General features: G+C 38.6%; 20 protein-coding genes. 5 read left to right on the forward strand and 15 right to left on the reverse strand.

The window, feature by feature from the left end:
- From HMPREF9074_RS07850 to HMPREF9074_RS07880, 7 genes are all read right to left on the reverse strand, one after another.
- Positions 1 to 1,079, reverse strand: a 1,079-nt coding sequence (locus HMPREF9074_RS07850) for a site-specific integrase (protein WP_034540206.1), incomplete at its 3' end; no start/stop codon positions are given.
- Positions 1,080 to 1,391: 312 nt separating this feature from the next.
- Complete coding sequence (locus HMPREF9074_RS07855) at positions 1,392 to 2,300, reverse strand: helix-turn-helix transcriptional regulator (protein ID WP_009389126.1); 909 nt, start codon at positions 2,298 to 2,300, stop codon at positions 1,392 to 1,394.
- A gap of 11 nt (positions 2,301 to 2,311) precedes the next feature.
- A complete protein-coding gene (locus HMPREF9074_RS07860) occupies positions 2,312 to 2,602 on the reverse strand; it encodes a cyclic-phosphate processing receiver domain-containing protein (RefSeq protein ID WP_009389127.1) in 291 nt (96 codons plus the stop codon).
- Positions 2,603 to 2,718: 116 nt separating this feature from the next.
- On the reverse strand, positions 2,719 to 3,462 hold the full coding sequence (locus HMPREF9074_RS07865; RefSeq protein WP_009389128.1) for a uracil-DNA glycosylase family protein: 744 nt from the start codon (positions 3,460 to 3,462) through the stop codon (positions 2,719 to 2,721).
- A gap of 375 nt (positions 3,463 to 3,837) precedes the next feature.
- Positions 3,838 to 4,650 carry a metallophosphoesterase gene (locus tag HMPREF9074_RS07870; RefSeq protein ID WP_034540202.1) on the reverse strand — a complete coding sequence of 271 codons (813 nt, stop codon included), beginning with the start codon at positions 4,648 to 4,650 and terminating at the stop codon, positions 3,838 to 3,840.
- 134 nt (positions 4,651 to 4,784) lie between these two features.
- Positions 4,785 to 5,603 carry a 5'-nucleotidase, lipoprotein e(P4) family gene (locus tag HMPREF9074_RS07875; protein ID WP_009389132.1) on the reverse strand — a complete coding sequence of 273 codons (819 nt, stop codon included), beginning with the start codon at positions 5,601 to 5,603 and terminating at the stop codon, positions 4,785 to 4,787.
- Between the two features lie 62 nt (positions 5,604 to 5,665).
- A complete protein-coding gene (locus tag HMPREF9074_RS07880; RefSeq protein ID WP_009389133.1) occupies positions 5,666 to 6,604 on the reverse strand; it encodes a 2-hydroxyacid dehydrogenase in 939 nt (312 codons plus the stop codon).
- Between the two features lie 104 nt (positions 6,605 to 6,708).
- Between HMPREF9074_RS07880 and HMPREF9074_RS07885 the strand changes: the two genes are divergently transcribed.
- Complete coding sequence (locus tag HMPREF9074_RS07885) at positions 6,709 to 7,827, forward strand: formimidoylglutamase (protein WP_009389134.1); 1,119 nt, start codon at positions 6,709 to 6,711, stop codon at positions 7,825 to 7,827.
- A gap of 134 nt (positions 7,828 to 7,961) precedes the next feature.
- On the opposite strand, the gene HMPREF9074_RS07890 is transcribed toward HMPREF9074_RS07885, so the two are convergent.
- Together HMPREF9074_RS07890 and HMPREF9074_RS07895 are read right to left on the reverse strand one after the other, a co-directional pair.
- Positions 7,962 to 9,824 carry an ABC-F family ATP-binding cassette domain-containing protein gene (locus HMPREF9074_RS07890; RefSeq protein WP_009389136.1) on the reverse strand — a complete coding sequence of 621 codons (1,863 nt, stop codon included), beginning with the start codon at positions 9,822 to 9,824 and terminating at the stop codon, positions 7,962 to 7,964.
- A gap of 243 nt (positions 9,825 to 10,067) precedes the next feature.
- A complete protein-coding gene (locus HMPREF9074_RS07895) occupies positions 10,068 to 11,231 on the reverse strand; it encodes a THUMP domain-containing class I SAM-dependent RNA methyltransferase (RefSeq protein ID WP_009389502.1) in 1,164 nt (387 codons plus the stop codon).
- A 63-nt stretch (positions 11,232 to 11,294) separates the two neighbouring features.
- On the opposite strand from HMPREF9074_RS07895, the gene HMPREF9074_RS07900 reads away from it, so the two are divergent.
- Positions 11,295 to 12,521: an exonuclease SbcCD subunit D C-terminal domain-containing protein gene (locus tag HMPREF9074_RS07900; RefSeq protein ID WP_034540204.1), complete on the forward strand. Its 1,227-nt coding sequence runs from the start codon at positions 11,295 to 11,297 to the stop codon at positions 12,519 to 12,521.
- A gap of 494 nt (positions 12,522 to 13,015) precedes the next feature.
- Here HMPREF9074_RS07900 and HMPREF9074_RS07905 read toward each other — a convergent pair whose 3' ends face one another.
- From HMPREF9074_RS07905 to HMPREF9074_RS07925, 5 genes are all read right to left on the reverse strand, one after another.
- Entirely contained in the window at positions 13,016 to 14,125 is a 1,110-nt protein-coding gene (locus HMPREF9074_RS07905) for a response regulator (RefSeq protein ID WP_009389497.1), read from the reverse strand.
- A 3-nt stretch (positions 14,126 to 14,128) separates the two neighbouring features.
- Entirely contained in the window at positions 14,129 to 16,261 is a 2,133-nt protein-coding gene (locus HMPREF9074_RS07910; RefSeq protein WP_009389496.1) for a sensor histidine kinase, read from the reverse strand.
- Positions 16,258 to 17,532, reverse strand: coding sequence for a DNA cytosine methyltransferase (locus HMPREF9074_RS07915; protein ID WP_009389495.1), 1,275 nt, complete (start codon positions 17,530 to 17,532; stop codon positions 16,258 to 16,260). Before HMPREF9074_RS07915 ends, HMPREF9074_RS07910 begins: the two co-directional genes overlap by 4 nt.
- Before the next feature lie 724 nt (positions 17,533 to 18,256).
- On the reverse strand, positions 18,257 to 18,928 hold the full coding sequence (locus HMPREF9074_RS07920; protein ID WP_009389492.1) for a hypothetical protein: 672 nt from the start codon (positions 18,926 to 18,928) through the stop codon (positions 18,257 to 18,259).
- Between the two features lie 259 nt (positions 18,929 to 19,187).
- Positions 19,188 to 19,907 (reverse strand): hypothetical protein, encoded by a 720-nt coding sequence (locus tag HMPREF9074_RS07925; protein WP_009389686.1) that lies wholly within the window; start codon positions 19,905 to 19,907, stop codon positions 19,188 to 19,190.
- Positions 19,908 to 20,252: 345 nt separating this feature from the next.
- On the opposite strand from HMPREF9074_RS07925, the gene HMPREF9074_RS07930 reads away from it, so the two are divergent.
- The 3 genes from HMPREF9074_RS07930 (at position 20,253) to HMPREF9074_RS07940 (ending at position 24,241) form a co-directional block, all read left to right on the forward strand.
- Entirely contained in the window at positions 20,253 to 20,726 is a 474-nt protein-coding gene (locus HMPREF9074_RS07930) for a CYTH domain-containing protein (RefSeq protein WP_034540210.1), read from the forward strand.
- 68 nt (positions 20,727 to 20,794) lie between these two features.
- Positions 20,795 to 23,419, forward strand: a complete 2,625-nt coding sequence (locus HMPREF9074_RS07935; protein WP_009389682.1) for a valine--tRNA ligase — start codon at positions 20,795 to 20,797, stop codon at positions 23,417 to 23,419.
- A 6-nt stretch (positions 23,420 to 23,425) separates the two neighbouring features.
- The gene (locus HMPREF9074_RS07940) at positions 23,426 to 24,241 is read left to right on the forward strand and encodes a 2,3,4,5-tetrahydropyridine-2,6-dicarboxylate N-succinyltransferase (protein WP_009389680.1); all 816 of its coding nucleotides are present in this window, start codon (positions 23,426 to 23,428) and stop codon (positions 24,239 to 24,241) included.
- Positions 24,242 to 24,378: 137 nt separating this feature from the next.
- Here HMPREF9074_RS07940 and holA read toward each other — a convergent pair.
- Positions 24,379 to 25,218: DNA polymerase III subunit delta (gene holA, locus HMPREF9074_RS07945; RefSeq protein ID WP_034540212.1), on the reverse strand; the 840-nt coding region annotated here is incomplete at its 5' end.

Consider the following 25,218-nt stretch of genomic DNA (forward strand, 5'->3'; position numbering starts at 1 on the left):
AGAGTACCAAAGGTATGGCGTGCCCAGTGAAAGGAGATAGGTTTTTCACGAATGATGTTACAATCTTTCATCATCTTTTTAATCAGGAGGTTGCAATTAGCATTGGAGGGTGTAGGAAATAGTGCCTCTGTACGAGTCGTACCCTCATATTTTTCAATAATTTTCTCGGCTATATCTAATAGACGAACATTACAGGGTACATCAGATTTCTGACGGCGTTTGATAAGCCATTTGTTGCCGTCAAAGAACGATTGTAAGTGACTTTTTTTAAGTTGTTTGATGTCAATGTAAGAGAAGCCTGTAAAGCAACTAAACACAAATAGGTCTCGTACTAATTCAATAGAAGCACTCTTAGGGTGATATTGCAGAAGGGTTTCTACTTCCTCTCTAAGTAAATAACCTCTGTCTTTCTCTTCCATAGAGTTAGTGTAGTTCTTAAATGGATTGCGATGGATAATGCCTTTGTCTATGGCTATTTCTACCATTTTACAAAGGGGCATCATGTATACCCAAATGGTGTTCTGCGCAAGAGCTTTATTGACTCTAAGATAGAAGTCGAACTCATTGATAAAGTCTTCTGTAAGCTCTTTGAAAGAGATATCGCTTTTGCGATATTTATATTGGATAAACTCACTCAAATGAGTGTATGCATTTTTGTATTTATTGAGTGTTCTCCAACTTCTGACACCTTTTTCTACCATCAAGGCAAAATCTTCTTTGAACTTCTCATAGACTTTTAGTAAGGAATCTTCTATTACTCCTATACCCAAAAAAGTGGTTTTTAGTTTTTGTGCAGTAACCACCCCCTCGTACTTCATCAGCTCTTCGTAATGAGTAATGATACGTGAACGAATTTCTTCTAACTTGTGGTTGAGTTGGGTAGCTTCTTCTGTTTTACCTATTACCCTTCCGTACTTCAAATCCCATTTCTGTGGAAGGATTTCAAGTTTGGTACTGAACTGAGCTACCTGATTGTCAATGGTAATACGCCCCATAATAGCAACCTTACCATTCTTCTTTGGGGCGTTCTTTTTAAGGTAGAACAATACCTTAAAAGTTGAGCGTTTTACTTTTTCCATACTCTAATTTTTTAATTTGCGAAAGTACTTCTTATTAAGTTACTATACAAGATGAAAAAAGGTGTAAAACACTGAAATATAACCTGTTAATAAAAAATATTTTTCAAGATATTAGGTAATGATTTAGAAACCTAATTTTGGAAAAACCTGTCCAAATCATCTAAGTCTCTGTCTTCTCTTATCTTCCTATCAAAAAAAGTAATTCCCTTTGTTTGAGTTAATTATATTATTTTTTGTAGTTTTACTTTTTAAAATAGCTTTTTTGCAAAGATACAAAATAATTACAAATGACAAATTACAAATGACTAAATTTTACAAATACTGCTCATATGCTTTTTTTAGATGTTCTTTCACCTCTTCAGCCAATGTAGCAGGAGCAAGCACTTTCACATACTGACTGCGGGCGCATATTTCCATCACAAAATTGTAAGTAGGAACGAGCTGCAAGCTGATACGAACCTCATCTTCATTGTCCTCTAATAGCTTTTGCGAGGGGTGCAGTGGTAGGGTTTTAACATACTGCCCTTGCTCGTAGTCAAACGATAAAATAACCTCTTGCGGAGGTGTTTCCGTATCAATCATTACCCCATAAGTATTTTTAAAGAGGGCTTCTATATTCACCTTTTTACGTTGTACTTTAGTAGTTGTAATCTCCAATTGAGAAATACGGTCTAAACCAAAAGCCTTAAACTGCATAGGTTCTTTGTGCTCAGCGGCAATCAGATACCAACGCCTATTGTGTTCCTTTAAGGCATAGGGCACCATTTCACGCTGATGGGCTACCCCTTCCCAAAATTTGGTGTAGAAAAACCGCACAGTACAATGTTTTTCTATAGCCTCAATAATATCTTCAATATGGTTTAAGCCTAGTGTTTTCTCTTGTCGTTCAAATAGTAGCACCTCTTGCATCTCTTTAGTGCGACGGTAAGCATCTACTAATAAAATATTGTCAAAAATAGCATACCGGTTTGTTAGTTCGCTTTCTTCAATCACCCATCGCCCCTTACCATTAGGCGCAATATAAATCATAAAAATATCTTCTAACAGATGCCTATCCCGCTGAAAAGTTTTCTCTGAGAAGCTAAAGTTCTCACAATCTTTATCCTCGTGTTTTTGTTTTAGGTGGTCGTATAGCTCCTGATAGCTAAGTCCCCCTTCAGGAGCCTTTTCAAGAGTTTTTACGATATGCACCAATCGCAATAATTGTTCTTTTTTAGCCATAGTTTTATTTATTAAAATTCTATATTCTTTTTAAAATTTGCTAATACTTGTTCTATATTCGCCTTACCTACAGGGTTTTGACTGTGCACTACAAACTTGGGCAAAGGCAACTGATGGTCTAAGCAATAATCCACCAAATATTTAGCACAATCATAGCCCGAAAGCCCCTCGCCCAAATCGTGGTCAAACGAGATAAAATCAGGCAACCCATGCCGCTGAAGATAAGCTACAAATTCCTCGTAACTATACACCCGTTCAAACCCCTCAGGAGTAGTACGTAGGTCATCTAAGTAAAGATTCATTGTATTACTTTAAAAATTACACGGCAAAGATATAAAACAAAATGGACAAACTATGACCGACTATATTTTTTTCTACAAAAAAACTCCCCACTTTTTTACGAGTGGGGAGGGGGCTATTATTTATATTTCTCAATTATTGATACAATCGCATTGATATGACTTTCTTCATCTTTTCCTTGAGGGTGTTCTGTTTGTAAGAAATAAACTCCATTAAAGTTATACAAATTGATGAGGTATTCATTGTTTTTACCCCACTCTATTGTACTAATTGGGTTGCATTCTTTCTCACCATTCAAATAAGGTAGAAAATCTTTCGCCCAATTCTCACCAGTAAGTAAGATTACAAACTTTGGAGAAAGTATTTCAATCTCGTTTTTCAGTATTTTCTGGCAGATAGGAAGCTGTTCGTAACACAATCTATTAGAAGGATTACCACCATCATAAGGAGCTATTTTATATAAATTAGTCCAAGCAATTCCATTAAACCATTCTCCTTGTGTATAGCTTTGAGAAACGTTAGATACTACTCGCCAAAAAGCAGAGCGTTGCCAATTATAAGAAGGATGATTTTCCAACCAACTCATCTGATTGGGATGAGCAAATCCTCGTGATTCATTATCACCATCGAACAAAACATCAACACTTTCTGTAGAATCTGTTCCCCAGCCATTTGTAGCTCTTCCTATAAAAAGTAACCCGCTAAATGAATCTGTAGGAAAATTCTTTCCCCATTCTATGCAAAAAGGACTTGTTGTTTCTTTATCTTCTTTTGATAATTGTTCAAGAAGTTCTTTGTAAAAAGGTTTTAAAACCTTATGTAATGATTGTTCCATGGCAATAGTTTTTTCTTTTAATTCCATATATATAAATTTAAATATTTTAAAAACACATCAAGCGCAGGCTTCCTATTACTTCGTCTGGAGCCCGATCAAAGGCTAACACAAAAGCAAAAAGGAATACCTGCGCTTATAAGGCAGGCATCTCGGCATTTGCTTTCCTTGTGTTATTGAAATGTTTGGTCGTATTCCAGAACAGGAAAATCAAAGCGAAACGCTATATCGTTATATTTGTTTGTATGTCTATCTCAAATACTCGTATACTTTTTAATTTGCGACAAATATACAAATCTTTTCCGGATATATATCCCTTTTTGCTAAAAAAAGTTTTATTTTTCCTTTTTCAGCCGCAAAGATATAGCACAAAGTGGACAGGCTACGTCCGATAACAATATTTTTTTACACCTCCACCCATCGTTCCCAGTCAAACCCTTCGTGTTCATCTCGCATTACGTAGCCTAATTGGTTGGTGAGTAGCTGGGTGTTACCTACCTTAAAGTCGGGTTGGTTAAAATGGTGATGCCCATAAATCCAATAATCTATAGGGTTTGAGACGATAAAATCGGCAAGGTCTTGCGCAAAAGCTTCATTTAGCGGACTGTCTAAGTATATTTCAGGGTAATGCTCTTTGGTGGGTACGTAATGGGTGGCGACCAATATACGCTCTATCTCGCCAGCTTGCTTGGCTTTAGCCGCTTTTTTTACTTCTTTCTTCAAGAAATGCACCGCTTCTTTGTTAAAATAGTTAAAATCAGCTATTTCCAAAGAATCTATCTCACCTCCTTTAGCGGGGTTTAGCACAGTAATATAGCGGAAATCATTCATTCCGTACTTTATAGCTTTCTCGTTCTTTTTGCTGATATGGCTCCACATCGTGCTGAGTATCAGCTGAGTGCTGCCTATACGCTCGCTATAGTTATCTACCAAGTAGAGGTTAGGCACTTCTTTCAGGGGCTGCTCACAGCGACTGCTGGCGTAGTGGTGCGTATAGAGGTAATACTCGTGGTTACCTGGCAACCAAAATACTTTCTCAAAACCCTTGCAAAGGTCAGCTATTTCACTTTTATAGAGGGCTTTAGAAAGATTTACAAAAGGAACAAGGTCACCAGCGATGATAAGAATATCACCCACCCGTTTTATAGGGTAATTACTTAAAAAGTTTAAATTATCCTCAAATTCAAGGTGTAAGTCCGAACAGTATTGTATTTTCATTTTTGTTAATTTTTTAATTGCAGCAAAGATAATAAAAGTAGCGGACAAACTATGACCTACCAAATAAAAAAATGACAAACCTCACTCTCGCAAGATTTGCCATTTACTAATTCGCTAATTTCCAAATTTGCTAATTATTTAAACGCTTTCGTCTTATTCTTAATAATCAATTCTTTTTGTTCAGCAGGGATAGAGTATTTATTGCCATAGGCAGCCCCTTCCCAGTCGCCGTAAGAGTAGTTAGGTAGGATGATAAAGCGCTTGCCAAACTCGTTGCGGTTGTTATGTACGGCCTCTGAGCGCCCTTCAGGAGTGCGACTGTCAAAGTCTTTAGCAAAGTCAGAAAGGTTATCCCCCATTAGCAACACAATGTCGTAATCTTTAGCTATCTGTAGGCGACGGTTCTCTTTGCTTTTCTCAGCGGTGCGGAGTATCAATCTACTGTCAGAAGGGAAAGGGAAGTTATACTTGCGCAGGTTCTTAGCAGTGCCTTCGCGCTCTTTCTCTAGACGATTGGTTACGTAGAAGATAGTCACCCCTTTGCTGTCAGCGTATGTAAAGAAATCTAACGCCCCTGCCAGCGGTTTAGCATCGCCTAATACCGTCCATTCTTCCCACGCCTCTTGCGAGTAGCTAATACCCTTTTTAGCACAATAGGCTTCAAAAGGCGAGTTGTCTAAGAAAGTCTCGTCAATATCAGTAACGATAGCCAGCGGTTTATCGCCTTTTTTAGCAAGAGCTTCGTCTAAACGCAGCTGAGCTACATTAAAGGCTTGCAGACAAAGAGCCTCGTATTCAGCAGCATTTTGCTGAAAGTAAGAAGACCATAGCTTACCGTTAGCGATGAGCGTGCTTTCGCCCTTGGGGGCTTGCGCTGCAGTAGAGGTTTTGGTAGCACAACAGCCCCCTAATAACAGAGCCGCTACCCCAATCAATAAATAATTCTTTTTCATATGATATATCAAATCTCAATTTTCCTATATAGAGTCGCTTTCTAACGACTGATTACTAATGACTAACGACTAAAATTAATTATCTTATCCACAATCGTCTGAGCCAGTTTCTCCTTGCTTTCAAGTGTCCAACCAGCTATATGGGGGGTTAGGATTACATTGTCAGCCTCCAAAAGATATTTAAACGCTTCGGGCATCTGCTTATCGCTAAAAAAATCTTCAAATGAGGCTTTTTCGTATTCAAGCACATCTAGTCCTGCTCCCAATACTTTGCCGCTTTGTAGGGCGCGCACCAAATCATCAGTAACGACACTCTTGCCGCGTGCTGTGTTCAAAAACCAAAAACTTTTGGCAAAACTATTGATAAACGCTTCGTTAATCATTCTTGTCGTTTGGGGCGTTTGTGGGGTGTGCAGACTTACCACATCTGCCTGGCGGAAAAAATCTACTAAGGTTACTTGCCGAGCGTTTTCATCGCCTTTGTTGGGTAGTATATCATAGCAGATTACTTGGCAGTCAAAGCCTCGTAGCTTTTTAGCAAAGCTCTTGCCCATATTACCATAGCCTATAATGCCTACCGTTTTGCCGTCTAACTCCCAACCGCGATTTTCCTCGCGCAACCATTTGCCGTTCTTGATTTCGTTATTCGCTTTTTTAAACTTGTTTAGTAGCGATAACAGCATTCCTAAAACGTGCTCACCTACCGCATTGCGGTTGCCTTCAGGGGCAGCTATTAGGCTGATACCCTTGCTTTCAACATAAGCTACATCTATATTCTCAAGACCGGCACCCACTCTGCCTATAAATTTTAGGCGAGTAGCCTTGTCTAAAAATGTCTTGTCAATAGGGAACCTACTGCGGATGATAATCCCATCATAATCAGCTATTTTAGCTTCTATTTCAACCTTAGTGCTGGTATAGTCCTCGTGGTTTTCAAACCCTTGAGCCGCAAGCTGTGCCAGCATCAAAGGGTGGTTTTTGTCTATGTGAAGTATTTTCATTCTCTCTTGTTTTTCACTGCAAAGGTACAAAACAATTGGCAATTAACAATTAATAATTGATAATAATTTACTATCTTTGCGCATTATTACCTAATATATAACCAATGTCATTATCGTATTTACAACCTGTCGAAGCATCTTTTACCTTAGATGATTACAAGCCTCAGCAAGTGGGCTTCCAGATACAAAAACACCTGTACTCCATAGGGTTACCCGACCTTAGCGATGTCAAAATCGCTTTCTTCTGTGTCGAGAAAAACCGCCAATCTTTTAGTAATTTTCGCCGCCATCTTTACTCTCTTTTCGTAGGGAATTGGTACTTCAACATTGCCGATTTAGGCAATCTTCCTGCGGGCGAAACGGACGAGGATACGCATTTTGCTATCCGCGAAATTGTAGCCGAATTGGTCAAAAAAGGCGTCCTTCCTTTAGTAATAGGGGGGGAGCAGCAGTTTACTTATTCGCTTTATCGTGCTTTTGATAGCCTCGAGCAAATGGTAAATCTTGTAAGTGTAGATGCCAAGTTCGATTTTGGAAATGATGAAGAGCTTTTTATTGAAAGTTCTTATATGAGTCGTCTGATTTCTGAGCCGCCTGTCAATCTTCTCGACTTTACTAATTTAGGGTATCAATCTTATTATGTAGCCCAAGAAGAACTCGATTTGCTTGAGAAGATGTGCTTCGAAGCCTATCGTTTGGGCAATGTGGTCAATGACCTGAAGTGTATAGAGCCTGCTATGCGCGATGCCGATATCGTAAGTATTGATATGACCAGTGTACAGGCTAAAGATATGAATGCACCGGGTAATGTAAATGGTTTTTCTAACCGCGAAATCTGTGCCATTACGCGCTATGCCGGTATCAGTAGCAATGTGCAAGTAACAGGCATTTTCAATGTGCCTAATACCGATTTGGCTAACCAGCTGATGGCCGAAATGGTTTGGTATTTTTATGAGGGCTTCAACTTCCGTATCAAAGAGTTACCGGTGATTAATGACGAAAATTATACTAAATATATTGTGCCTATTGAGGATGTACAGATAGAGTTCTTCAAAAGCACACAGACCGAACGTTGGTGGATGAAACCTGGTAGCGATAAGTACTCAGGACCTCAAAACCACGTCCCATCAGGACTTATCCCTTGCTTACCTCAAGACTACGAAGAGGCCATCCGAGGTACTATCCCCGAACGTTGGTGGCGCTCCTACCGAAAATCTATCTAATTTGCTAAAAAACAGTTTCTCTACTAGTATGATGACCGTCACATCTCCCCCTTTTGAAGGGGGCAGGGGGGATGTTAATTAATCGTCAAATCGCCAAATTGACAAATCGCCAAATCGTCTAATCGTCTAATCGTCTAATTGTCCAATCGTTCAGTTAGCTCAAACCACCTTTCAGTCTTTTCCTCTAAGGCTACAAGGGTCTCTTGTAGAGCAACTGATTGACTTTGTATCTCATCATTAGTAAGATTTCCCTCAGCAAAGGCAGCTTCTATAGCTGTCTTTTTTTCTTCCAATTGGGCTATTTCCTTCTCTAACCTATTGTATTCCTTTTGTTCGTTGAATGAAAGACCTTTGTTAGCATCTTTGCGCCAAGTATTTTTGGTAGCCTCTTTTTTAGGAGCGTCATCTGTTGGCGGAGTGCTCTCTTCATACACGCGATAATCGGTATAGTTACCAGGGAAATCCTCTACTTCACCTTGTCCTCTGAATACAAAAAGGTGGTCTACTATCTTATCCATAAAATAGCGGTCGTGCGATACTACCACCAAGCACCCTGGGTAGTCCAATAAGAAATCTTCTAACACATTTAGTGTTACAATATCAAGGTCATTAGTAGGCTCGTCTAATATCAGAAAGTTCGGATTTTGTATCAGTACTGTACAGAGGTACAGGCGTTTAAGCTCGCCACCACTAAGTTTTTCTACATAGTCGTATTGTTTTTTACGGTCGAAGAGAAAACGTTCCAACAGTTGTCCTGCCGATAGGGTACGACCTTTCAGTAGCGGTATGTAATCACCATATTTTTGTATTACTTCTATTACTTTTTGCCCTTGCAATACCTCTATACCTTCCTGCGTATAATAGCCGAATTTGATAGTGTCACCTACTATTATCTTGCCGCTATCAGGGGTTAGAGCCCCTGTCAGTAAGTTCAAAAAAGTAGATTTACCAGTACCATTCTTACCGATGATACCCACCCGTTCCCCTCTTAGGAAGTTGTAACTGAATTTATCGAGTATTGTTAGCTTATCAAACGCCTTACATACGTTGTGAAACTCTACCGTCTTGCTACCCAATCGCTCCATATTAATTTCCAGCTGCACCGTGTGCTCCTTGCGTCGTTTATGGGCTTGCTCTTTTATCTTATAGAAATCATCAATCCGCGACTTCGATTTGGTTGTACGTGCTTTAGGTTGGCGGCGCATCCAGTCTAATTCTTTCACGTATAGGTTTTTAGCCTTCTCAACTGAAGCCTGTTCTTGTGCCAATCGCTGTTCTTTCTTTTCTAAGAAGTAAGAATAATTACCTTTATAACTGAACAACTCGCCTCCGTCAAGTTCTAATATTTCGTTGCACACGCGCTCCAAGAAATAGCGGTCGTGAGTAACGATAAAGAGCGTCAAATTTTCTTTAGCAAAATACTGTTCCAGCCACTCTATCATCTCAAGGTCTAAGTGGTTGGTAGGCTCGTCTAAAATAAGCAAGTCAGGCTTGCTAATAAGCACATTAGCCAAAGCGAGGCGTTTTTTCTGCCCGCCTGATAAGTTCTTCACTTTCAGACTAAGATTGTCTAATTTCAGCCTAAAAAGAATTTGTTTATATTGAGTCTCAAAGTCCCAAGCGTTGTGTAGCTCCATTTGCTCAAAAGCCTTTTGGTATGCTACTTCGTTTTCAGGGTGCTCCAAAGCATGTTCGTATGCTTGAATAAGACGCAAAATAGGATTATCAGCAGCAAAAATAGTCTCTTCTACGGTTAGTTCTTCATCAAAATATGGGTTTTGCGACAAAAAACCGATATGTATTCCTTTTCTAAACACCACCTGACCGCTATCAGGCAAGTCTTTACCTGCCATAATATTCAGAAGAGTCGTCTTTCCAGTGCCATTTTTAGCAATAAAGGCAATCTTTTGGTCTTTATTGATGCCAAAAGAAATATTTTCGAGTATAACTCGTTCCCCAAAGGCCTTAGATATATTTTCTACTGATAATAAATTCATTATATTATTTTTATCTTAAATTATGTTGAAACAACAGACTGTCTACAATGTTTTTCGTGTATGCTTGCCTGTCACATTTCCCCCTTTTGAAGGAAGTCCGCGAGCTGGCGCAGCGGAGTATGTGTATAGGGGGGATGTTTATAGTTATAAATTTTAAGGTATAACTAAAACTACATAACCCAAAAAAAGCTGTTCAGCACCTAGCTGAACAGCTTTTTTTATGTAAAGATTTACAATTCGATATTAATCCTGAGAATATTTTGCTTTCTTACTACCCTCATACATCTTATACTGCACCAATCGACTCTCCAATTTTCCGTTAAAAAGCTTTATCTTGCGGGTAGGGCGCAATCCCACGTATTTCAGTCCCTCTAAGTTCGCAGTTATAAACCACGCTTCACTTTGCGGGTAGCGGTGCTTCAGCGTGCTGCCTATCGAGCCGTATAGCTGCTCCGTATCGCTTACTAATCGCTCGTTATAAGGCGGATTAAACACTATGTGCAGAGGTTTGTCCTTATCCTCTTTTTCAGTGCCAAAAAAGTCCCGTTGATATATTTTTATGTAGTCAGATAGATTCGCGTTTCTAAGGTTGTCTTTTGCTTTAGCTACTGCCGATGGCGCTTTGTCATAGCCTGTTATTTGGTAGTTAAATTCTCGTATTTTCTTAATACAACTGCTGAAGATTACGTTAAATAGATTTTCGTCATAATCTGACCAGCGTTCAAAAGCGAACTCTTTTCGGTGTATATTAGCCGGTATATTGCAGGCAATCATCGCAGCTTCTATCAAGAAGGTGCCGCTGCCGCACATAGGGTCTAAAAAGTCGCTTTGCCCTTCCCAGCCGCTTAGCAGCAAGATGCCCGCTGCCAATACTTCATTGATGGGCGCAAGGTTGGTAGCAGTGCGGTAGCCACGTTGGTGCAATGACTCTCCCGAACTGTCAAGCGATACAATCACCTCATTGCGCTGCACGTGTATGTGTATAGCCACATCAGGGTGCTGTACATCCACATTGGGGCGCTTACCTGTAGCATCGCGAAAAGCATCTACGATAGCGTCTTTAGCCCTTAGGGCTACGAACTGCGAGTGACTGAAAAGTTCTGTCTGTAGCGTCGCCGTCACGGCAAAAGTCTGCGTTACCCCTAGGTACTGCTGCCAGTTAAATTGGTAGAGTTTCTGGTAGTATTCCTTCTCGCTGCGTATGTAAAACGAAGCGATAGGTTTCAAAATTTTAAGGGCGGTACGCAAGCATAGGTTAGCCTTATACATAAAACCCTTGTCACCTTCAAATTGCACACTGCGCACTCCTTTGGTTACGTGCATCGCACCCAGATTGCGCAATTCAGTAGCCAAAATATCTTCAAAACCAAAGAAAGTTTTAGCTACCATCTTGTAATTTTTTTCCATAGATTTAAAATTATTGGCAAATATAAGCTATTTTTGCAATGTGAGAAAAAAAATAAGCAAAAAATGAACTTTCTACATACCGCCGATTGGCATTTAGGGCAGACGTTTTACCAGTACGACCGTTATCAAGAGCACCAACATTTCTTAGAGTGGCTCTTGCAAACTATTGAAAAACAATCTACTGATGTGCTGCTTATCAGTGGCGATGTCTTCGATACAGCCAACCCTTCCGTGGCGGCTACTAAGCAGTTTTACCACTTCCTTCATCAGGCTACCGAGCGTTTCCCTGCGCTTCAGATTGTGGCTATTGCGGGCAATCACGATTCTCCTGTACGGCTTGAAATGCCCGCCCCTCTATTAGAAAATACCCATATCCATCTGGTGGGCTACGTTAGGCGTACCGCTGATAAGCAAATAGATTATAACCGACTAATCCTGCCGCTTTTTAGTGGTGAAGAGGTTGCGGCCTATCTTCTGGCAGTGCCTTTCCTCCGTCTGGGCGATTACCCTAAAAACGAAGAAACCCCTGCTGATTATGCGCAAGGGGTAGCGGCTTTTTATACCGAAATTACCCGCCAAGCAGTCGCCATAGCACAAGGCAAACCGCTTATCGCTATGGGACATTTGCACGCTTCAGGAGCTGAAATCAATGATGACGACACTGCCGAGCGTCCTATCATTGGCGGCATAGAAAGCATCAGTACGGCCAACTTCCCTGACGCACTGCAATATGTAGCTTTGGGGCATATCCACAAGGCGCAGGCGCTGGGCGGTACTACCCATATCAGATATGCCGGCAGTCCTATACCGCTTTCGTTTGCTGAAAAACATTATGAGCATCAAGTGATTGCTTTTTCTTTGGAAGAAGGAAAAGTGCAGCATATCGAGTCCCTACCTATACCGCTGCACACACCTCTGCTTAGCATTCCCGACACCTATTTGCCTGCGGAAGAGGTACTCAATGCCCTTATGGAGCTACCCGATACGGCTCCAACCGATAATACACCTTATCTCGAAGTGAAAGTATTGTTAAATGAACCCGCACCCGAACTCAAGAGCAGTATTTTCAGAGCGATAGCCCATAAGCAAGTGCGTTTAGCTCGCATTGATGTCCGTTATCTTCACGCGACGGCTGCTTCTGCTGACGCCCTTCAGAGCGAACTCACCCTCCGCGATTTACAGCCCGTAGAGGTATTGGAGAGGGTTTATCAAAACAAATACCACGAAGACCTACCCGCTACCTACCGCACCCTCTTTGAAGAAGCCCTACATTCAATTGATAATTCATAATTACAGCCTAATGTGGGGCTAATTTTGATATAGTAGTCAAATCAAGAAACATCTGCCGAATATCTTCTTGTTCGTCTTTTTCTGTCAGAAACTCAAAACCTAATTTTCTCCAAAAAAATATGTGGAGAGGGCATAGGTAAGTACGTGTGTTGGTACGTACGAACGTACTAACGCTACAACGTTGTAACGTTAGAACATTCTAACTCTTTAAAATCAACAAGTTAATAAAATAAAAGACACTTAAAATACAATATTTTATAGCATAAAACAAAAACCTTGTTTTTAGGTCAAAAATGTCCTTTAAAGTGTGTAGATGGGTGCGCTGTGGCGCAGTTTGTGGGCTAACCTAAATATAGCCCAAAGGGCTATGTTTTACATCACCAGATGGTAGCAAGTTGTGTTTTGAGCAGCTGAAAACCTTTTAAGCAGCTCAAAACTACTTGTGGGCAAGGGAACGCAGAATGTAGCACTCCGAAGTTGTGGAGGCATCTATATTATAGATTACTAAGAATATAATCAGTATCTATATCAGGAAAACCAATACGATTATAATAGCGAATAAAACTTGCTACCATTGACTCTGCAAATGGGCTATCTAATTTAGCAATCCTTTCATACTTTTCTGGATTGCTTAAATCCTCATAGCTGACCATTTCTTTATTCTGAAAATCAATAACTCTATTTTCTTCTATAAAAGGAGTTTTGGGGAGAAAGAAATATCGATCACTTTTACTTGAATTTATAAGTTTTCTAAGTTCATTTTCATTGGATTTGGATGCTTTTTCTTTTATATATTTTTTACATTCATCAGTTGCATTAAGTAATGAGGCTTCTACTAATAAAATTCTTTCAGCTTTCCTTTTCCTACTTGAAGTCTCTATAAAGTCACAGCTTGGGGTAAGAATGACAAAAAACTCATTGTTTTCTTTAGATTTTATAATCTCTCCGCATTCAAATTCTTGATTAGTATCTGTTGGATAGATATAAAATTGCATTGGGTGTGCTTTTTCGCTTGTTAGTGTATTATCACCAAGTATTTCAGCTATTTTTTCTTTAGAAAGAGAGTGTCCAAACTTACGCAACATTAAGTATCCTAATGAAAAATCTTCCTCATCTGCACGAAAAATATTTTTCCTTTCGTGAATTATATTCCAAAAATATTCTTTAAGTTCTTTTTCTAAATGATTATGTATTTTTTCTCTAATAAATGGTAAATTTGATTTTACTAAACGCTCAATTTCTTTTTTTAGATTTTCTATACCTTCTCCCTCTGCTTTTGTTACTACACCCACCATCTGAGATCTTAAATGCTTTACATTTTTTGTATTGCCTGAATAAAAAACAATAGGTATGAAACGCTCTTTTTGGATTGTTTCTAGAATTTTTTCACCTTCTTCATTGTTATCATCAGGTTTTCCTCTATAAATATCTAATATCACAATATGATAATCATTTTTAGTAATCTCATCAATAGCATTTTCAAAGCTATCTATTACCTTAAATTCTATTTTTTTTTGAAAAATAGGTTTACTAAACACCTTCTTTAGTATATCATGTTGTTCTTCTTCATCCTCTACGGATAATATTCTTAATGTATTATTCATATTCTATTTTTTAAACATTATTTTAAAAGTTGCACCTTCTAAGGGACCGTTATCAATTAGCATCAATTTTCCTTTATATTCTGACACTAATTCCCCCACTATTGTTAGTCCTAAACCTACTCCATCAGGTTTAGTACTAAAATAAGGTTTAAAGATACTTTGTTCTGTCCCTTCTTTTATACCCGGACCATTATCGCTAAAAATAATATCAATACTTTCTGAAGAATCAGATACTTCTACTTCAATTTTTCTTGCTTTATCACTGTTTGCAAGCCAATATATTGAATTCTGAATTAGATTCATGAAAATAATTCCGAAATCAGCTTTATCTATTTTCATTGTATGATTACTTTCAGAAATACTGTATTGAATTTTCAAGTTAGATATTTCTCTGCTATATAATAAAAACTGGTCTCTTATAAGTTCTTCTATAACTATATTTGTGATCTTTCCTCTTCTTTTTCCTCCAAAAGGTTCTATTCTTTCAAATAATTTTGAAAAATCTTTACGTGTTTTCTGAATTTTGTTTGTATTATCTTCTATTTCAGACTTATTTAATAGTTCTTCTTTTAGTTCTTCTAGAATTAAATAACAACGTCCATCTATTTTTGAAAGATAACCTCTACCATCGTGTATAATAGTGTCAATTAGCTGTCCTAATATAGACAAACGCCTATATCTTGATATAATTTCTTGAGCATTTGTAATAACTTTCTCTAACTCTATATTTTTTTGTTCTAAGTTTTTTATAAGCTCTTCTTGTTCTGGCACTTTTTCTTTTGCCGTTTTTATTATTGTATCTAATGATGCTTTTTCAAATAAATTTTTATCTGTATTGGGGTCGGATGTTTGAAATCTTTCCCTTTCTTGATATCTTCGTTGCTCTACTTCATTTAATATTAATTTGATATACTCTTTTAAATCATCAAATGCTTCTCCTTCAACAATTCCTTCTCTATTACTCTGATCTTTTAGTAAAGGATTTTCTTCTGTACTGATAAGTATATATCCTACAATTTGATTATTACTTAAACGTAAGGTAGGATTATTAACTCGGCGGATATCTAATCGTACCCAATCATTATTAGGAGTTCCGTAAGGTAAAACTCTGAAGCCATCTCTATAAATACTAATTCCTGATTGCTCATCTAATATTTTCTTCACTTCTCCATATTTAAAATCAACTTCTCTTCCTAAATTTCTTAAATTATCTCTATCCCTATTCCATACTCTAAATTCAAAAGAAAATTCACCCATGATAGGAACTTTTAACATACTACTTTGAATAAACTTATTTGTTTCTATGAGTAATTGTTCTTCCTTCCCTTTTTCTTTACTAAAGTAAATAAAATCCTTTGGATATCCTTCCTTTGTTATACTCCCTTTTATGTAGTAATTAGGCTTATTTAAAAGTTCTGTTCTTTCTATGATACCGTTAAGATTAACATCTTTATTTAATTCATCAGGTATAGCGATCTCTATTAAAAAATCTTCTACTGGTACTATTGGGTTTAATAATCGAGAGAGTTCTGTGCGTAATGTCCTTATTTTTTCAGTATCCCAATCGGTATTTAAGTTTTTTAATCTAAGGAGGGTACCACTATTTTCTTTTTTAAATTCTTGTGGTTCTCTCTCTTCCCAATGTATATGTATGTTCTCTAAGTAATCATCTTTATCAAAATCTTCCCAATTAAAAGTAACCACAAGTTCTTTTCCTTCTTTTTGCTTTGTTATCAGTTCTAATCTTGATGCCAATTTTGCAGAAGCAAAGCGACCTATGCCTTTTTCTCCTGTGAATTTTCTGTTTTTGTTAGTGTTTTTTTTCTTAAAATCTGTAGCGGGTTCCATCCAAGCAGATTTAACAGTTTCAAAGCTCATTCCTGAGCCCTGATCGTATATTTCTATAGAGGCTCCTTCCTTACTTAAGTAATTTTGAATAATTCTTCCCTGTTTTTTTTGCTTCACATTTCCCAAAAAAGTAATAGTTACTATTGGAGAGTTAGCATCATAGCTGTTTTTAACCAACTCAACAACAGCAACATTATCACTACTGATAAGTTCTTCCCCTATAGTTTTAATTAACCGAGCTTTAGGACGAAAAATAAAGTCTCCTTTTTTATTTGTATTTTCAATCATAACAACATTTCTTTTATCTTTTGAGCTATTTTTTTTGCTAAAATTACAGGTACAGCATTCCCTATTTGCTTAAAAGCAGCTGTTCTACTTCCTTCAAAATAAAAATCATCGGGAAATGATTGTAAGCGTGCAGCTTCCCTTAGAGTAATAGAACGGACATTTTCAATTGTAGGATTCAAGGTTGGATAGATAAAGTAATGCCCATCCATAGCGATATGAGCTACAACTGTGTGAGAGTATCCATAAGGATCCACTACTTGGAAACGGTTGAGAAAAGATTCTTTATTCTTATGCTTTTGTAAGTGAGGGGGTAGTTCTATATAGTTTATTCTTCTTCTTTCATTGAGCCATAGTTCTACTGCTCTTCGATATATTTCTCTATCATTTTCATTATTGGGACGTGCTATGTGTTGTGTAGTAAAATCAAAATCGTTTGTTCTAATACCAGATTCTTCCAAATATTTCATTTTTGAAAGAGGTTGAGTATACTTAATAGGAGAGCAAAGCTCTCCTTCACCGTGCTTGCGAAGAGGCAGATCAATGAATAAATCCTTCAAAACCTCATACTTATTTACTTCCTTTGTTAAATAGGGATATTTATAAGGCGATCCCTTCTTCCATCCCACAATAATTACCCTTTGTCTATTTTGAAGCACCCCATATTCAGATGCTAACTGTATATGGTCTTCCATTATATATCCTGCTTCATCAATTAATTTCTTTAGGTCTTGAAATGGAGCTCCATTTTTTGCTGTTCTAATACCTAAAACATTTTCAAAAACAAACATTTCAGGTTGATATTTCTCTATGAATTTTACGTAGTACTTATATAAATCATTACGAGGGTCACTTTCAACGGCTTTACCTAATCGAGCTCTTCCTGCAATAGAATAAGCTTGACAAGGAGGACCTCCTATTATAAGATCAATTTTTTTGTCTTTTATCAAAGAGTCTACTTGTTTAAATAAATTTAAAATTGTATTTTCTCCTATTTCAGATTGGATAACACTATTAATAACCTCTTCAGGAACTTGTGCCCAGAGCTTACTTCCATCTTCTTTTTCTTGTTTTTTATATAGATATTCCTTATATTTATGTAATTGGTTATTAGCTTTCAACCAATGGAAAGCTGCTCGAGTTTTAAGGGTGTCACAAGCGTGTCTGTCCATTTCTATATGTGCTATAGGGATGTACCCTGCCTGAACAAAGCCTTCTGACAGCCCTCCTGCTCCTGCAAACAAATCTATAAAATTTAAACTATGGTTTTCCATATAAAGTAGAAACAAAATATTAGGCTACAAAATTACATTTATTTTTTTATATAAACAGTTTAATCATTCAAAAAATGTAGGTCAAACAGAAGATACCTTCATAACTAACTAATTTTCAAATAGATATAAGGTAAAAACTCCATATTCATAAGCTCTAATAACTAACTGATAATCAATTTATTATGGGATTTCATATGTTTAACCTACAAAAAATGAGTGTCAAAAATTTACTTGCATTAAAATACTATCAAAAATTTTCTATTAAAAAAATAATCGTACCTTTACGTCGTGAGTTAAAAACACAATAAAAATAAGGCAAAGAGAGGAATTAAGTTCCGTAACTAAATCGTTACCTATCAGCTTTTTAATAGTGCTTAGGAATTTTAATATGAGGAAGTTAGGGAAATTAGTTGTATCTTTGCCCCAGAAGTTACTGAGAAAATAGGTATAATCAAATGAAATAAGAGCTATTACTAAATCATTACCTAATATTCTTGTAATTCCTGTATCTTCTTTATTTAAAATAGATTATATAAGTAGTTTCAATTTTAATAGAAAATCACTAACCTTCTGTGCTTTCCAAAGGAATATCAGTGAGTTCTTCCTCTTCAGGAAGTGGTGCATAGTGGCAATGCAGGTTCTCCCCACTGCTGATAATATCTTCCCAATCCCGCCCTAAAGTGTCTGACAGAAAATCATTCGCTAATTCTATGTTAGGTAAGTATCATATATTTAAAATTCCATCAACGATTCTATACCCAGTTGCATTATTCTCTTTTAATTCTTCAACAATCTTTTCAGAGAAAAAAATAGCTGCACCTATAGAAATTACATCATATTCTATTTTGTTCCTTAGATACAAATCTACTTTTGTCGTATATCTATATTTCGATTCGGAGTTTTCATAATCTTCATAGTCTATAAAAGAGAATTCATTTCTATCCCGATGATAGAAAGTACTTTTTTGAAAATCAAGAACTTCAAAACTCCATACAGGGAAACCTATTAGGAAATAGTTACCATCAAAAGTATCAATCTTTACAGGAATTTTATTGTGAATAGGTAATTTGTATGCAGATATAATATCCACAATCTTTTTGCTTACTAAGAAATCAATTCCTAATTCATAAGGAGCGTAATACATAAAATCTAATTTCTTAATACTTTTAGTCATAGGGAAATAGATGACATTTGGACAATTTTTTAGATCAAATTGTTGGAATGTTTCTATACGAACCCTTTTTATATCATTACTGTTGCTGTCAAAAAAGTTATTGAAATATTCCTTATGTTTATTATTTTCAAATGAGTTTTTCCTTATTTCAACTGCAAAACTCCCATTTCTTCTTCCTGTTATTTTAGGTTCGAAGTCAAACTTTATATTATAAAACTTCATAATGTATACTTTTACTATTAATGTTTATTCTTTTTCTTATGTTTCCCTTCTTTAAAATAATCATTTAAATTCATATCTGAATTTAGGGCATCATCTATATGCTTTCTTAATTCATCTTGTAATTTTTTGATTTCTGTAATATTAAAATTTCCATTCTTCTTTAGTTCCTCTAAATGTTCTCTTACATAATCATTATATTGCGGATGATTTTGATGAAGAATTGTACAAAAATAGGTTTAAAATTGAACAAGCAAATGGACTAATCACTAACCACCTTTCTCTCTTCAAACCCTGCTTTCTTCAGCTCGGGCGACAGAAAATCGTAATGATTTACCCCGTATAGCAGTATAATCTTCTTATGAGGGGTAGCTAGCAGCGTAGCCAATAGGTAGTCATCGCGGTAGGTGCGCAAGAATAGCCGACTATACTCCTTGTATTGTTTGCAGTTGTATTTCGCAGTGGGCGGCGTAGCGTAGTCGCAGCTGTCCAGCACTATAGGCGAGTGGTCAGCCTCTATTTGCGCCACTAACTGACGCATATTCAGGTCTACTCTAAAATCCTTACTGAGGTCAATGCCGGTATTCTCTTCACTCTGACGGGTATAACTGTCAAATCCTTTTTTAAAAGGCGAAGTCTCATTATTTTTATCCGTATAGATACCTTTGAAGTAAAATCCTGTCATTTTGCGTACTTTTAGTAGTAAAGTATCTTGCAAAAGCGAATCCGAAGTACCGTAAGTCAGGTTTTCGTAGTATATTTTATAGCCTTCATCTCTTTTTTGGGTTACAAACTGCTTAATTTTTTCATAAAATTCAGGCTGCCCTAAGTGAATCATCGGTATATAGATAATTTCCTTATCGTTTTTGGTGAATACCACCGCCTTTCTAAACGGATTTTTCTCCTTAAAGCTAATGAAAGAGGAGCTACACCCTCCTAATAGCAGCGCCCCACAGAGGAGCATCAAAAAGTTTTTTGTCATAGTTTTTTTTGTTATAATTTTTTATTTGAAAATAATGAAGCAGCAAAAGTATAAAAAATAATTAAGAATTCTTACCTTTGCCCCACAGAAAAAATTTCTAAACGCACTTACCCTATACAAACGATATACGAACAATACAGGAACGATATAGGAACAATACAGGAACGATATAGGAACAATACAGGAACGATATAGGAAGAGCGAACGATAATCGAACAATTAGCGAAGTATAAACGTCTTAATTATGATGCTCGTGTATGGGCTCCCCCTTTGAAGGGGGCAGGGGGGATGTTTTTTAAATAGGAGATGTTTATTTTAAAGAAAAGTCTAATTAATACTAAAAAAATGCCACAAGAGATAGAACGAAAATTCAAAGTAAAAAACGATACTTACAAAGCCCTTGCCACGCATAAGATGCGCCTCACGCAGGGCTACCTTAGCTCTGTGCCTGAGCGCACGGTGCGCATACGCGTTAAGGGCGACGAGGCTTTTATCACCGTCAAAGGCAAGACCAATGCGGCAGGCACTACCCGTTTCGAGTGGGAAAAGGCCATAAGCATAGCCGAAGCCCAGCAGTTGCTCGCCCTTTGCGAATCGGGTATTATCGATAAGACCCGCTATCTGGTGCCCAATGGCGATACCACCATTGAGGTAGATGAGTTTCACGGCGACAATGAGGGCTTGTTAATCGCCGAGATAGAGCTCCCTTCGGAAGATACCCCTTTTCACCACCCCGACTGGTTAGGCGAGGAGGTCACGGCCGACCCAAGGTACTACAACGCGATGCTCACCCATCACCCTTACAAAAAATGGCGCTAAAAACTGCCAATCCAAAATAATTTCGTACTTTTGCAAAAATAATCAGCAAATCGACACATTAGCAAAATATGACAAAATACAATCCCACTGATTTAGAACAAAAATGGTATGCCTATTGGCTTGCCCACAACTATTTTCACTCAACCCCCGATGAGCGTACGCCTTACACCATCGTTATTCCGCCCCCTAACGTTACAGGGGTGCTCCATATGGGGCATATGCTCAACAATACCATTCAAGACGTGCTTATCCGCCGTGCCCGCCTCAAAGGTTTTAATGCTTGCTGGGTGCCGGGTACCGACCACGCTTCTATCGCAACCGAGGCTAAAGTGGTAGCCAAACTCAAAGAACAAGGCATTAAAAAATCCGACCTCACTCGCGAGGAGTTCCTCGTACACGCGTGGGAATGGACGCACCAATACGGTGGGGTAATCCTCGAACAGCTCAAAAAATTGGGCTGCTCTTGCGACTGGCAGCGCACCAAATTCACTATGGACGACGAGCTTTCAGCTTCCGTTATCAAAGTCTTTGTCGATTTGTATAATAAGGGACAGATATACCGCGGTCACCGTATGGTAAACTGGGATCCAGAGGCCAAAACTACCCTTTCTGACGAGGAGGTGATTTACGAAGAACGTCAAGGATTTTTATATCATTTGAAATATCAAATTGAAGGGACAAATGAGTATCTTATCATTGCTACTACCCGCCCCGAAACCATTTTTGGCGATACGGCTATCTGCATCAACCCTAATGATGAGCGTTGGCAGCACCTCAAAGGCAAAAAGGCGATTGTGCCTATCTGCAACCGCGTAATTCCGATTATCGAAGATGAGTACGTCGATGTAGAGTTTGGTACAGGTTGCCTCAAGGTAACCCCTGCACACGACCCTAACGACAAGGTGTTGGGCGACAAGCACCAGTTAGAAGTGATTGATATCTTCAATGACGATGCAACTCTCAATAGCTACGGCTTGCACTATGCTGGCAAAGATCGCTTTGTGGTGCGCAAGGAGATAGTAGCCGAATTAGAAGCAAAAGACTTACTCGCTAAGAAAGAAACCTATACTAACAAAGTGGGCACCTCAGAGCGTACCAAAGCGGTGATTGAGCCTCGCCTTTCCGACCAGTGGTTCCTCAAAATGGATACCCTTATACAGCCTGCTATCAAGGCGGTGTTAGAAGACGAAAGCATCAAGCTATACCCTAAAAAGTTCGAGAACACTTATCGCCATTGGGTAGAGAACGTACGCGATTGGAATATCTCACGCCAATTGTGGTGGGGGCAACAGATTCCTGCTTACTACTACGGCGAGGGTAAAAACCAATTTGTAGTAGCCGAAACTAAGGCAGAAGCCCTTGTGTTGGCTAAAGAAAAGAGCGGCAATGCGCATCTTACCGAAGCCGATTTGCGCCAAGATGAAGACGCTCTCGATACGTGGTTCTCGTCTTGGTTATGGCCAATGAGTGTATTCAATGGTATTTTAGAGCCTAACAATCCTGAAATAGAGTATTATTACCCTACCAACGATTTGGTAACAGGGCCTGATATCCTTTTCTTCTGGGTAACCCGAATGATAGTAGCAGGCTTTGAGTACAAGGGTGCACGTCCATTTAGCAATGTTTACCTCACCGGATTGGTGCGCGATAAGCAACGCCGCAAGATGTCAAAATCTTTAGGCAACTCCCCCGATGCCCTCAAACTCATTGCCGATTATGGGGCTGATGGCGTGCGCGTAGGGCTCTTGCTCTCATCGGCAGCTGGTAATGACTTGTTGTTCGATGAGGCTCTTTGCCAGCAAGGAAAAGGCTTTGGCAACAAGCTGTGGAATGCCTTCCAATTGGTAAAAGGTTGGCAAGTAGATACAGTCGACCAACCAGCGGCATCTAAGCTCGCTTTGCAGTGGTTCGATGCTAAGTTCAATGCGGTGCTTACTGAGGTAGAAGACCATTTCGAAAAATATCGTATTTCCGATGCTCTAATGGCTATCTACAAACTTGCTTGGGACGATTTCTGCGCGTGGCTTTTAGAGATGGTAAAACCCGAATACGGCAAACCGATGGATAAAGCCACTTATGAAGGCGTTGTAGCCGCTTTTGAGAATTTGCTAAAACTCCTTCACCCCTTTATGCCTTTCCTTACCGAGGAAATATGGCAAAGTTTAGCCCCTCGTACCCCTGAGCAGGCTCTTATCGTGGCTATTTATCCCGCTGTACAGCCCTACGACGAAAAACTGTTAGCCGAATTTGATTTTGCTGCTGAAGTGATAGCAGGTATCCGCACGGTGCGCAAAGAGAAGAATATACCGTTCAAAACACCGCTTAGTCTTTCGGTATTAAACAAAGAGCAAATAAGCAATCGTTTCGACGCGGTGATTACCAAAATGGGCGGACTTGAGGCTATTGCCGAAGTAAGTGCTGCTATAGAGGGGGCAATGTCTTTCCGCGTAAAAGCTAATGAGTACTTTATCCCTATGGGGGGAGCGGTCAATGTAGAGGAAGAATTAAAGAAACTGCAAGAAGAATTGACCTATACACAAGGCTTTTTGGCATCAGTGCGCAAGAAGCTTTCTAATGAAAAGTTTGTAAATTCGGCACCTGCTCAGGTAGTAGATATCGAGCGCAAAAAAGAAGCCGATGCACTCGCTAAAATAGCAACTATTGAAAAAGCAATAGATACTTTATCAAAATAATAACAAATGGAACACTTAAAACAACTAATAGATGAAGCGTGGGAAAATCGCTCACTGCTTCGTGAGGAAATCGTACAGCAGACTATCCGCGAGGTTATTCACCTCTTAGATTTAGGGCAGTTGCGTGTAGCCGAGCCTACTGCCAATGGCTGGAAAGTAAACGAATGGGTAAAGAAAGCCGTAGTGTTGTATTTCCCTATTCAGAATATGAAACCTGTAGAGGTGGGTATTTTTGAGTATCACGATAAAATTCCGCTCAAGCATAATTACGACGAGAAAGGCGTGCGCGTAGTACCACCAGCAGTAGCTCGTCGCGGTGCTTATATTGCTAAAGGTGCTATACTAATGCCAAGTTATGTCAATATCGGTGCGTATGTTGATGAAGGTACTATGGTCGATACGTGGGCTACAGTGGGCAGTTGCGCTCAGATAGGCAAGCACGTACACTTAAGCGGTGGCGTAGGAGTAGGAGGGGTGTTAGAACCCTTGCAAGCAGCCCCTGTTATTGTCGAAGACGGAGCTTTCATCGGCTCGCGTTGTATCTTGGTAGAAGGAGTGCGTGTAGGCAAAGAAGCCGTACTTGGGGCTAATGTAGTGCTTACCTCTTCTACTAAAATTATCGATGTAACAGGTAGCGAACCTAAGGAACTCAAGGGGTATGTACCTGAACGTTCAGTAGTTATCCCAGGTAGTTACACCAAACACTTCCCTGCCGGCGATTACCAAGTGCCTTGTGCCCTTATCATCGGTCAGCGTAAAGCCTCAACCGACAAAAAGACATCACTAAACGATGCCCTTAGAGAATACGGAGTCTCTGTCTAATAATTAAATAAAAAAAGCTGCCAATTAAGGCAGCTTTTTTTATTATTATTTAATGCTTAGTTATAGCTTAGAATTTATAACTAAGCATTAAAAGTTGTAATTACCTATTCCCTCTTTGGAGGGGGGTAGGGGGAGGTTTAGTTCATTATCATCATCAGTTCTTTTAGTAGGTCAGCGGGGGTAGTACTCGCAGCCCCTACGCCTTTGCTCTTCACATCTATCTCTCGCAAGCCCGCCATTATAGCACTCACTTTCTTCATCGGGTAGTGTTGGGCAGCACTATGTAGGTCTTTTACATCGAAAAAGGTAGCTTTAGTAGCCGCCATTACATTTTTGTCGCTCACATCAGTCAGGCTATGGTAAATTAATAGCTTCTGAAAGAATCCGTATAGTACAGTCAGAGTCACCACCAACGGATTATCTTTAGGGTTTTCTGCAAAATGCTTAATAATACGCGCTATCTTCACCTTATCATTGGTGGCAAAAGCACTTTTCAGCTCGAAGTTGTTAAACTCTTTGCTAATACCTATATTCTTCTCTATAATATCGGGGGTTACTTCGGTGTTTGCAGGTACGATAAGAGCCAATTTATTTACTTCATTTTCAATGCGACTGAGGTCATTTCCTAAGAAATCAACTAACATCTGAGTAGCTTTAGGCTGTATGCTTAAGTGCTTCTTTTTAAAAACATCTGGCAAAAAGCTGCTTATTACTTGGTTTTCATATAGCTTTTTGCTTTCCATTACCACACAATCCTGGTTTTTTCCTAAACTCTTTAGTAGTTTCTTACGTGCGTCTAACTTTTCGTATTTATAGCAAAATACTAGCACGGTAGAGGCGGTAGGGTTTTCAACATAAGGCACTAATTGGTCAATACTAGCCCTGAGGTTCTGCGCTTCTTTAATGATAATCAATTGGCGCTCTGCCATCATCGGGAAGCGGCGTGCATAGTCTATTATAGCAGGCACTGTCACGTC

It is taken from the genome of Capnocytophaga sp. oral taxon 329 str. F0087, assembly GCF_000213295.2.
GTDB classification, from domain to species: Bacteria; Bacteroidota; Bacteroidia; order Flavobacteriales; family Flavobacteriaceae; genus Capnocytophaga; species Capnocytophaga leadbetteri_A.

Excerpts from the sequence above, each read along its gene's own strand:
- HMPREF9074_RS07920 (WP_009389492.1), bottom strand. The coding sequence starts at position 18,928 with ATGAAGTTTTATAATATAAAGTTTGACTTCGAACCTAAAATAACAGGA.
- HMPREF9074_RS07880 (WP_009389133.1), bottom strand. The coding sequence starts at position 6,604 with ATGAAAATACTTCACATAGACAAAAACCACCCTTTGATGCTGGCACAG.
- HMPREF9074_RS07915 (WP_009389495.1), bottom strand. The coding sequence starts at position 17,532 with ATGGAAAACCATAGTTTAAATTTTATAGATTTGTTTGCAGGAGCAGGA.
- HMPREF9074_RS07910 (WP_009389496.1), bottom strand. The coding sequence starts at position 16,261 with ATGATTGAAAATACAAATAAAAAAGGAGACTTTATTTTTCGTCCTAAA.
- HMPREF9074_RS07905 (WP_009389497.1), bottom strand. The coding sequence starts at position 14,125 with ATGAATAATACATTAAGAATATTATCCGTAGAGGATGAAGAAGAACAA.
- HMPREF9074_RS07930 (WP_034540210.1), top strand. The coding sequence starts at position 20,253 with ATGCCACAAGAGATAGAACGAAAATTCAAAGTAAAAAACGATACTTAC.
- HMPREF9074_RS07865 (WP_009389128.1), bottom strand. The coding sequence starts at position 3,462 with ATGGAATTAAAAGAAAAAACTATTGCCATGGAACAATCATTACATAAG.
- HMPREF9074_RS07925 (WP_009389686.1), bottom strand. The coding sequence starts at position 19,907 with ATGACAAAAAACTTTTTGATGCTCCTCTGTGGGGCGCTGCTATTAGGA.
- HMPREF9074_RS07895 (WP_009389502.1), bottom strand. The coding sequence starts at position 11,231 with ATGGAAAAAAATTACAAGATGGTAGCTAAAACTTTCTTTGGTTTTGAA.
- HMPREF9074_RS07875 (WP_009389132.1), bottom strand. The coding sequence starts at position 5,603 with ATGAAAAAGAATTATTTATTGATTGGGGTAGCGGCTCTGTTATTAGGG.
- HMPREF9074_RS07885 (WP_009389134.1), top strand. The coding sequence starts at position 6,709 with ATGTCATTATCGTATTTACAACCTGTCGAAGCATCTTTTACCTTAGAT.
- HMPREF9074_RS07900 (WP_034540204.1), top strand. The coding sequence starts at position 11,295 with ATGAACTTTCTACATACCGCCGATTGGCATTTAGGGCAGACGTTTTAC.
- HMPREF9074_RS07935 (WP_009389682.1), top strand. The coding sequence starts at position 20,795 with ATGACAAAATACAATCCCACTGATTTAGAACAAAAATGGTATGCCTAT.
- HMPREF9074_RS07860 (WP_009389127.1), bottom strand. The coding sequence starts at position 2,602 with ATGAATCTTTACTTAGATGACCTACGTACTACTCCTGAGGGGTTTGAA.
- HMPREF9074_RS07870 (WP_034540202.1), bottom strand. The coding sequence starts at position 4,650 with ATGAAAATACAATACTGTTCGGACTTACACCTTGAATTTGAGGATAAT.
- HMPREF9074_RS07890 (WP_009389136.1), bottom strand. The coding sequence starts at position 9,824 with ATGAATTTATTATCAGTAGAAAATATATCTAAGGCCTTTGGGGAACGA.
- HMPREF9074_RS07940 (WP_009389680.1), top strand. The coding sequence starts at position 23,426 with ATGGAACACTTAAAACAACTAATAGATGAAGCGTGGGAAAATCGCTCA.
- HMPREF9074_RS07855 (WP_009389126.1), bottom strand. The coding sequence starts at position 2,300 with ATGGCTAAAAAAGAACAATTATTGCGATTGGTGCATATCGTAAAAACT.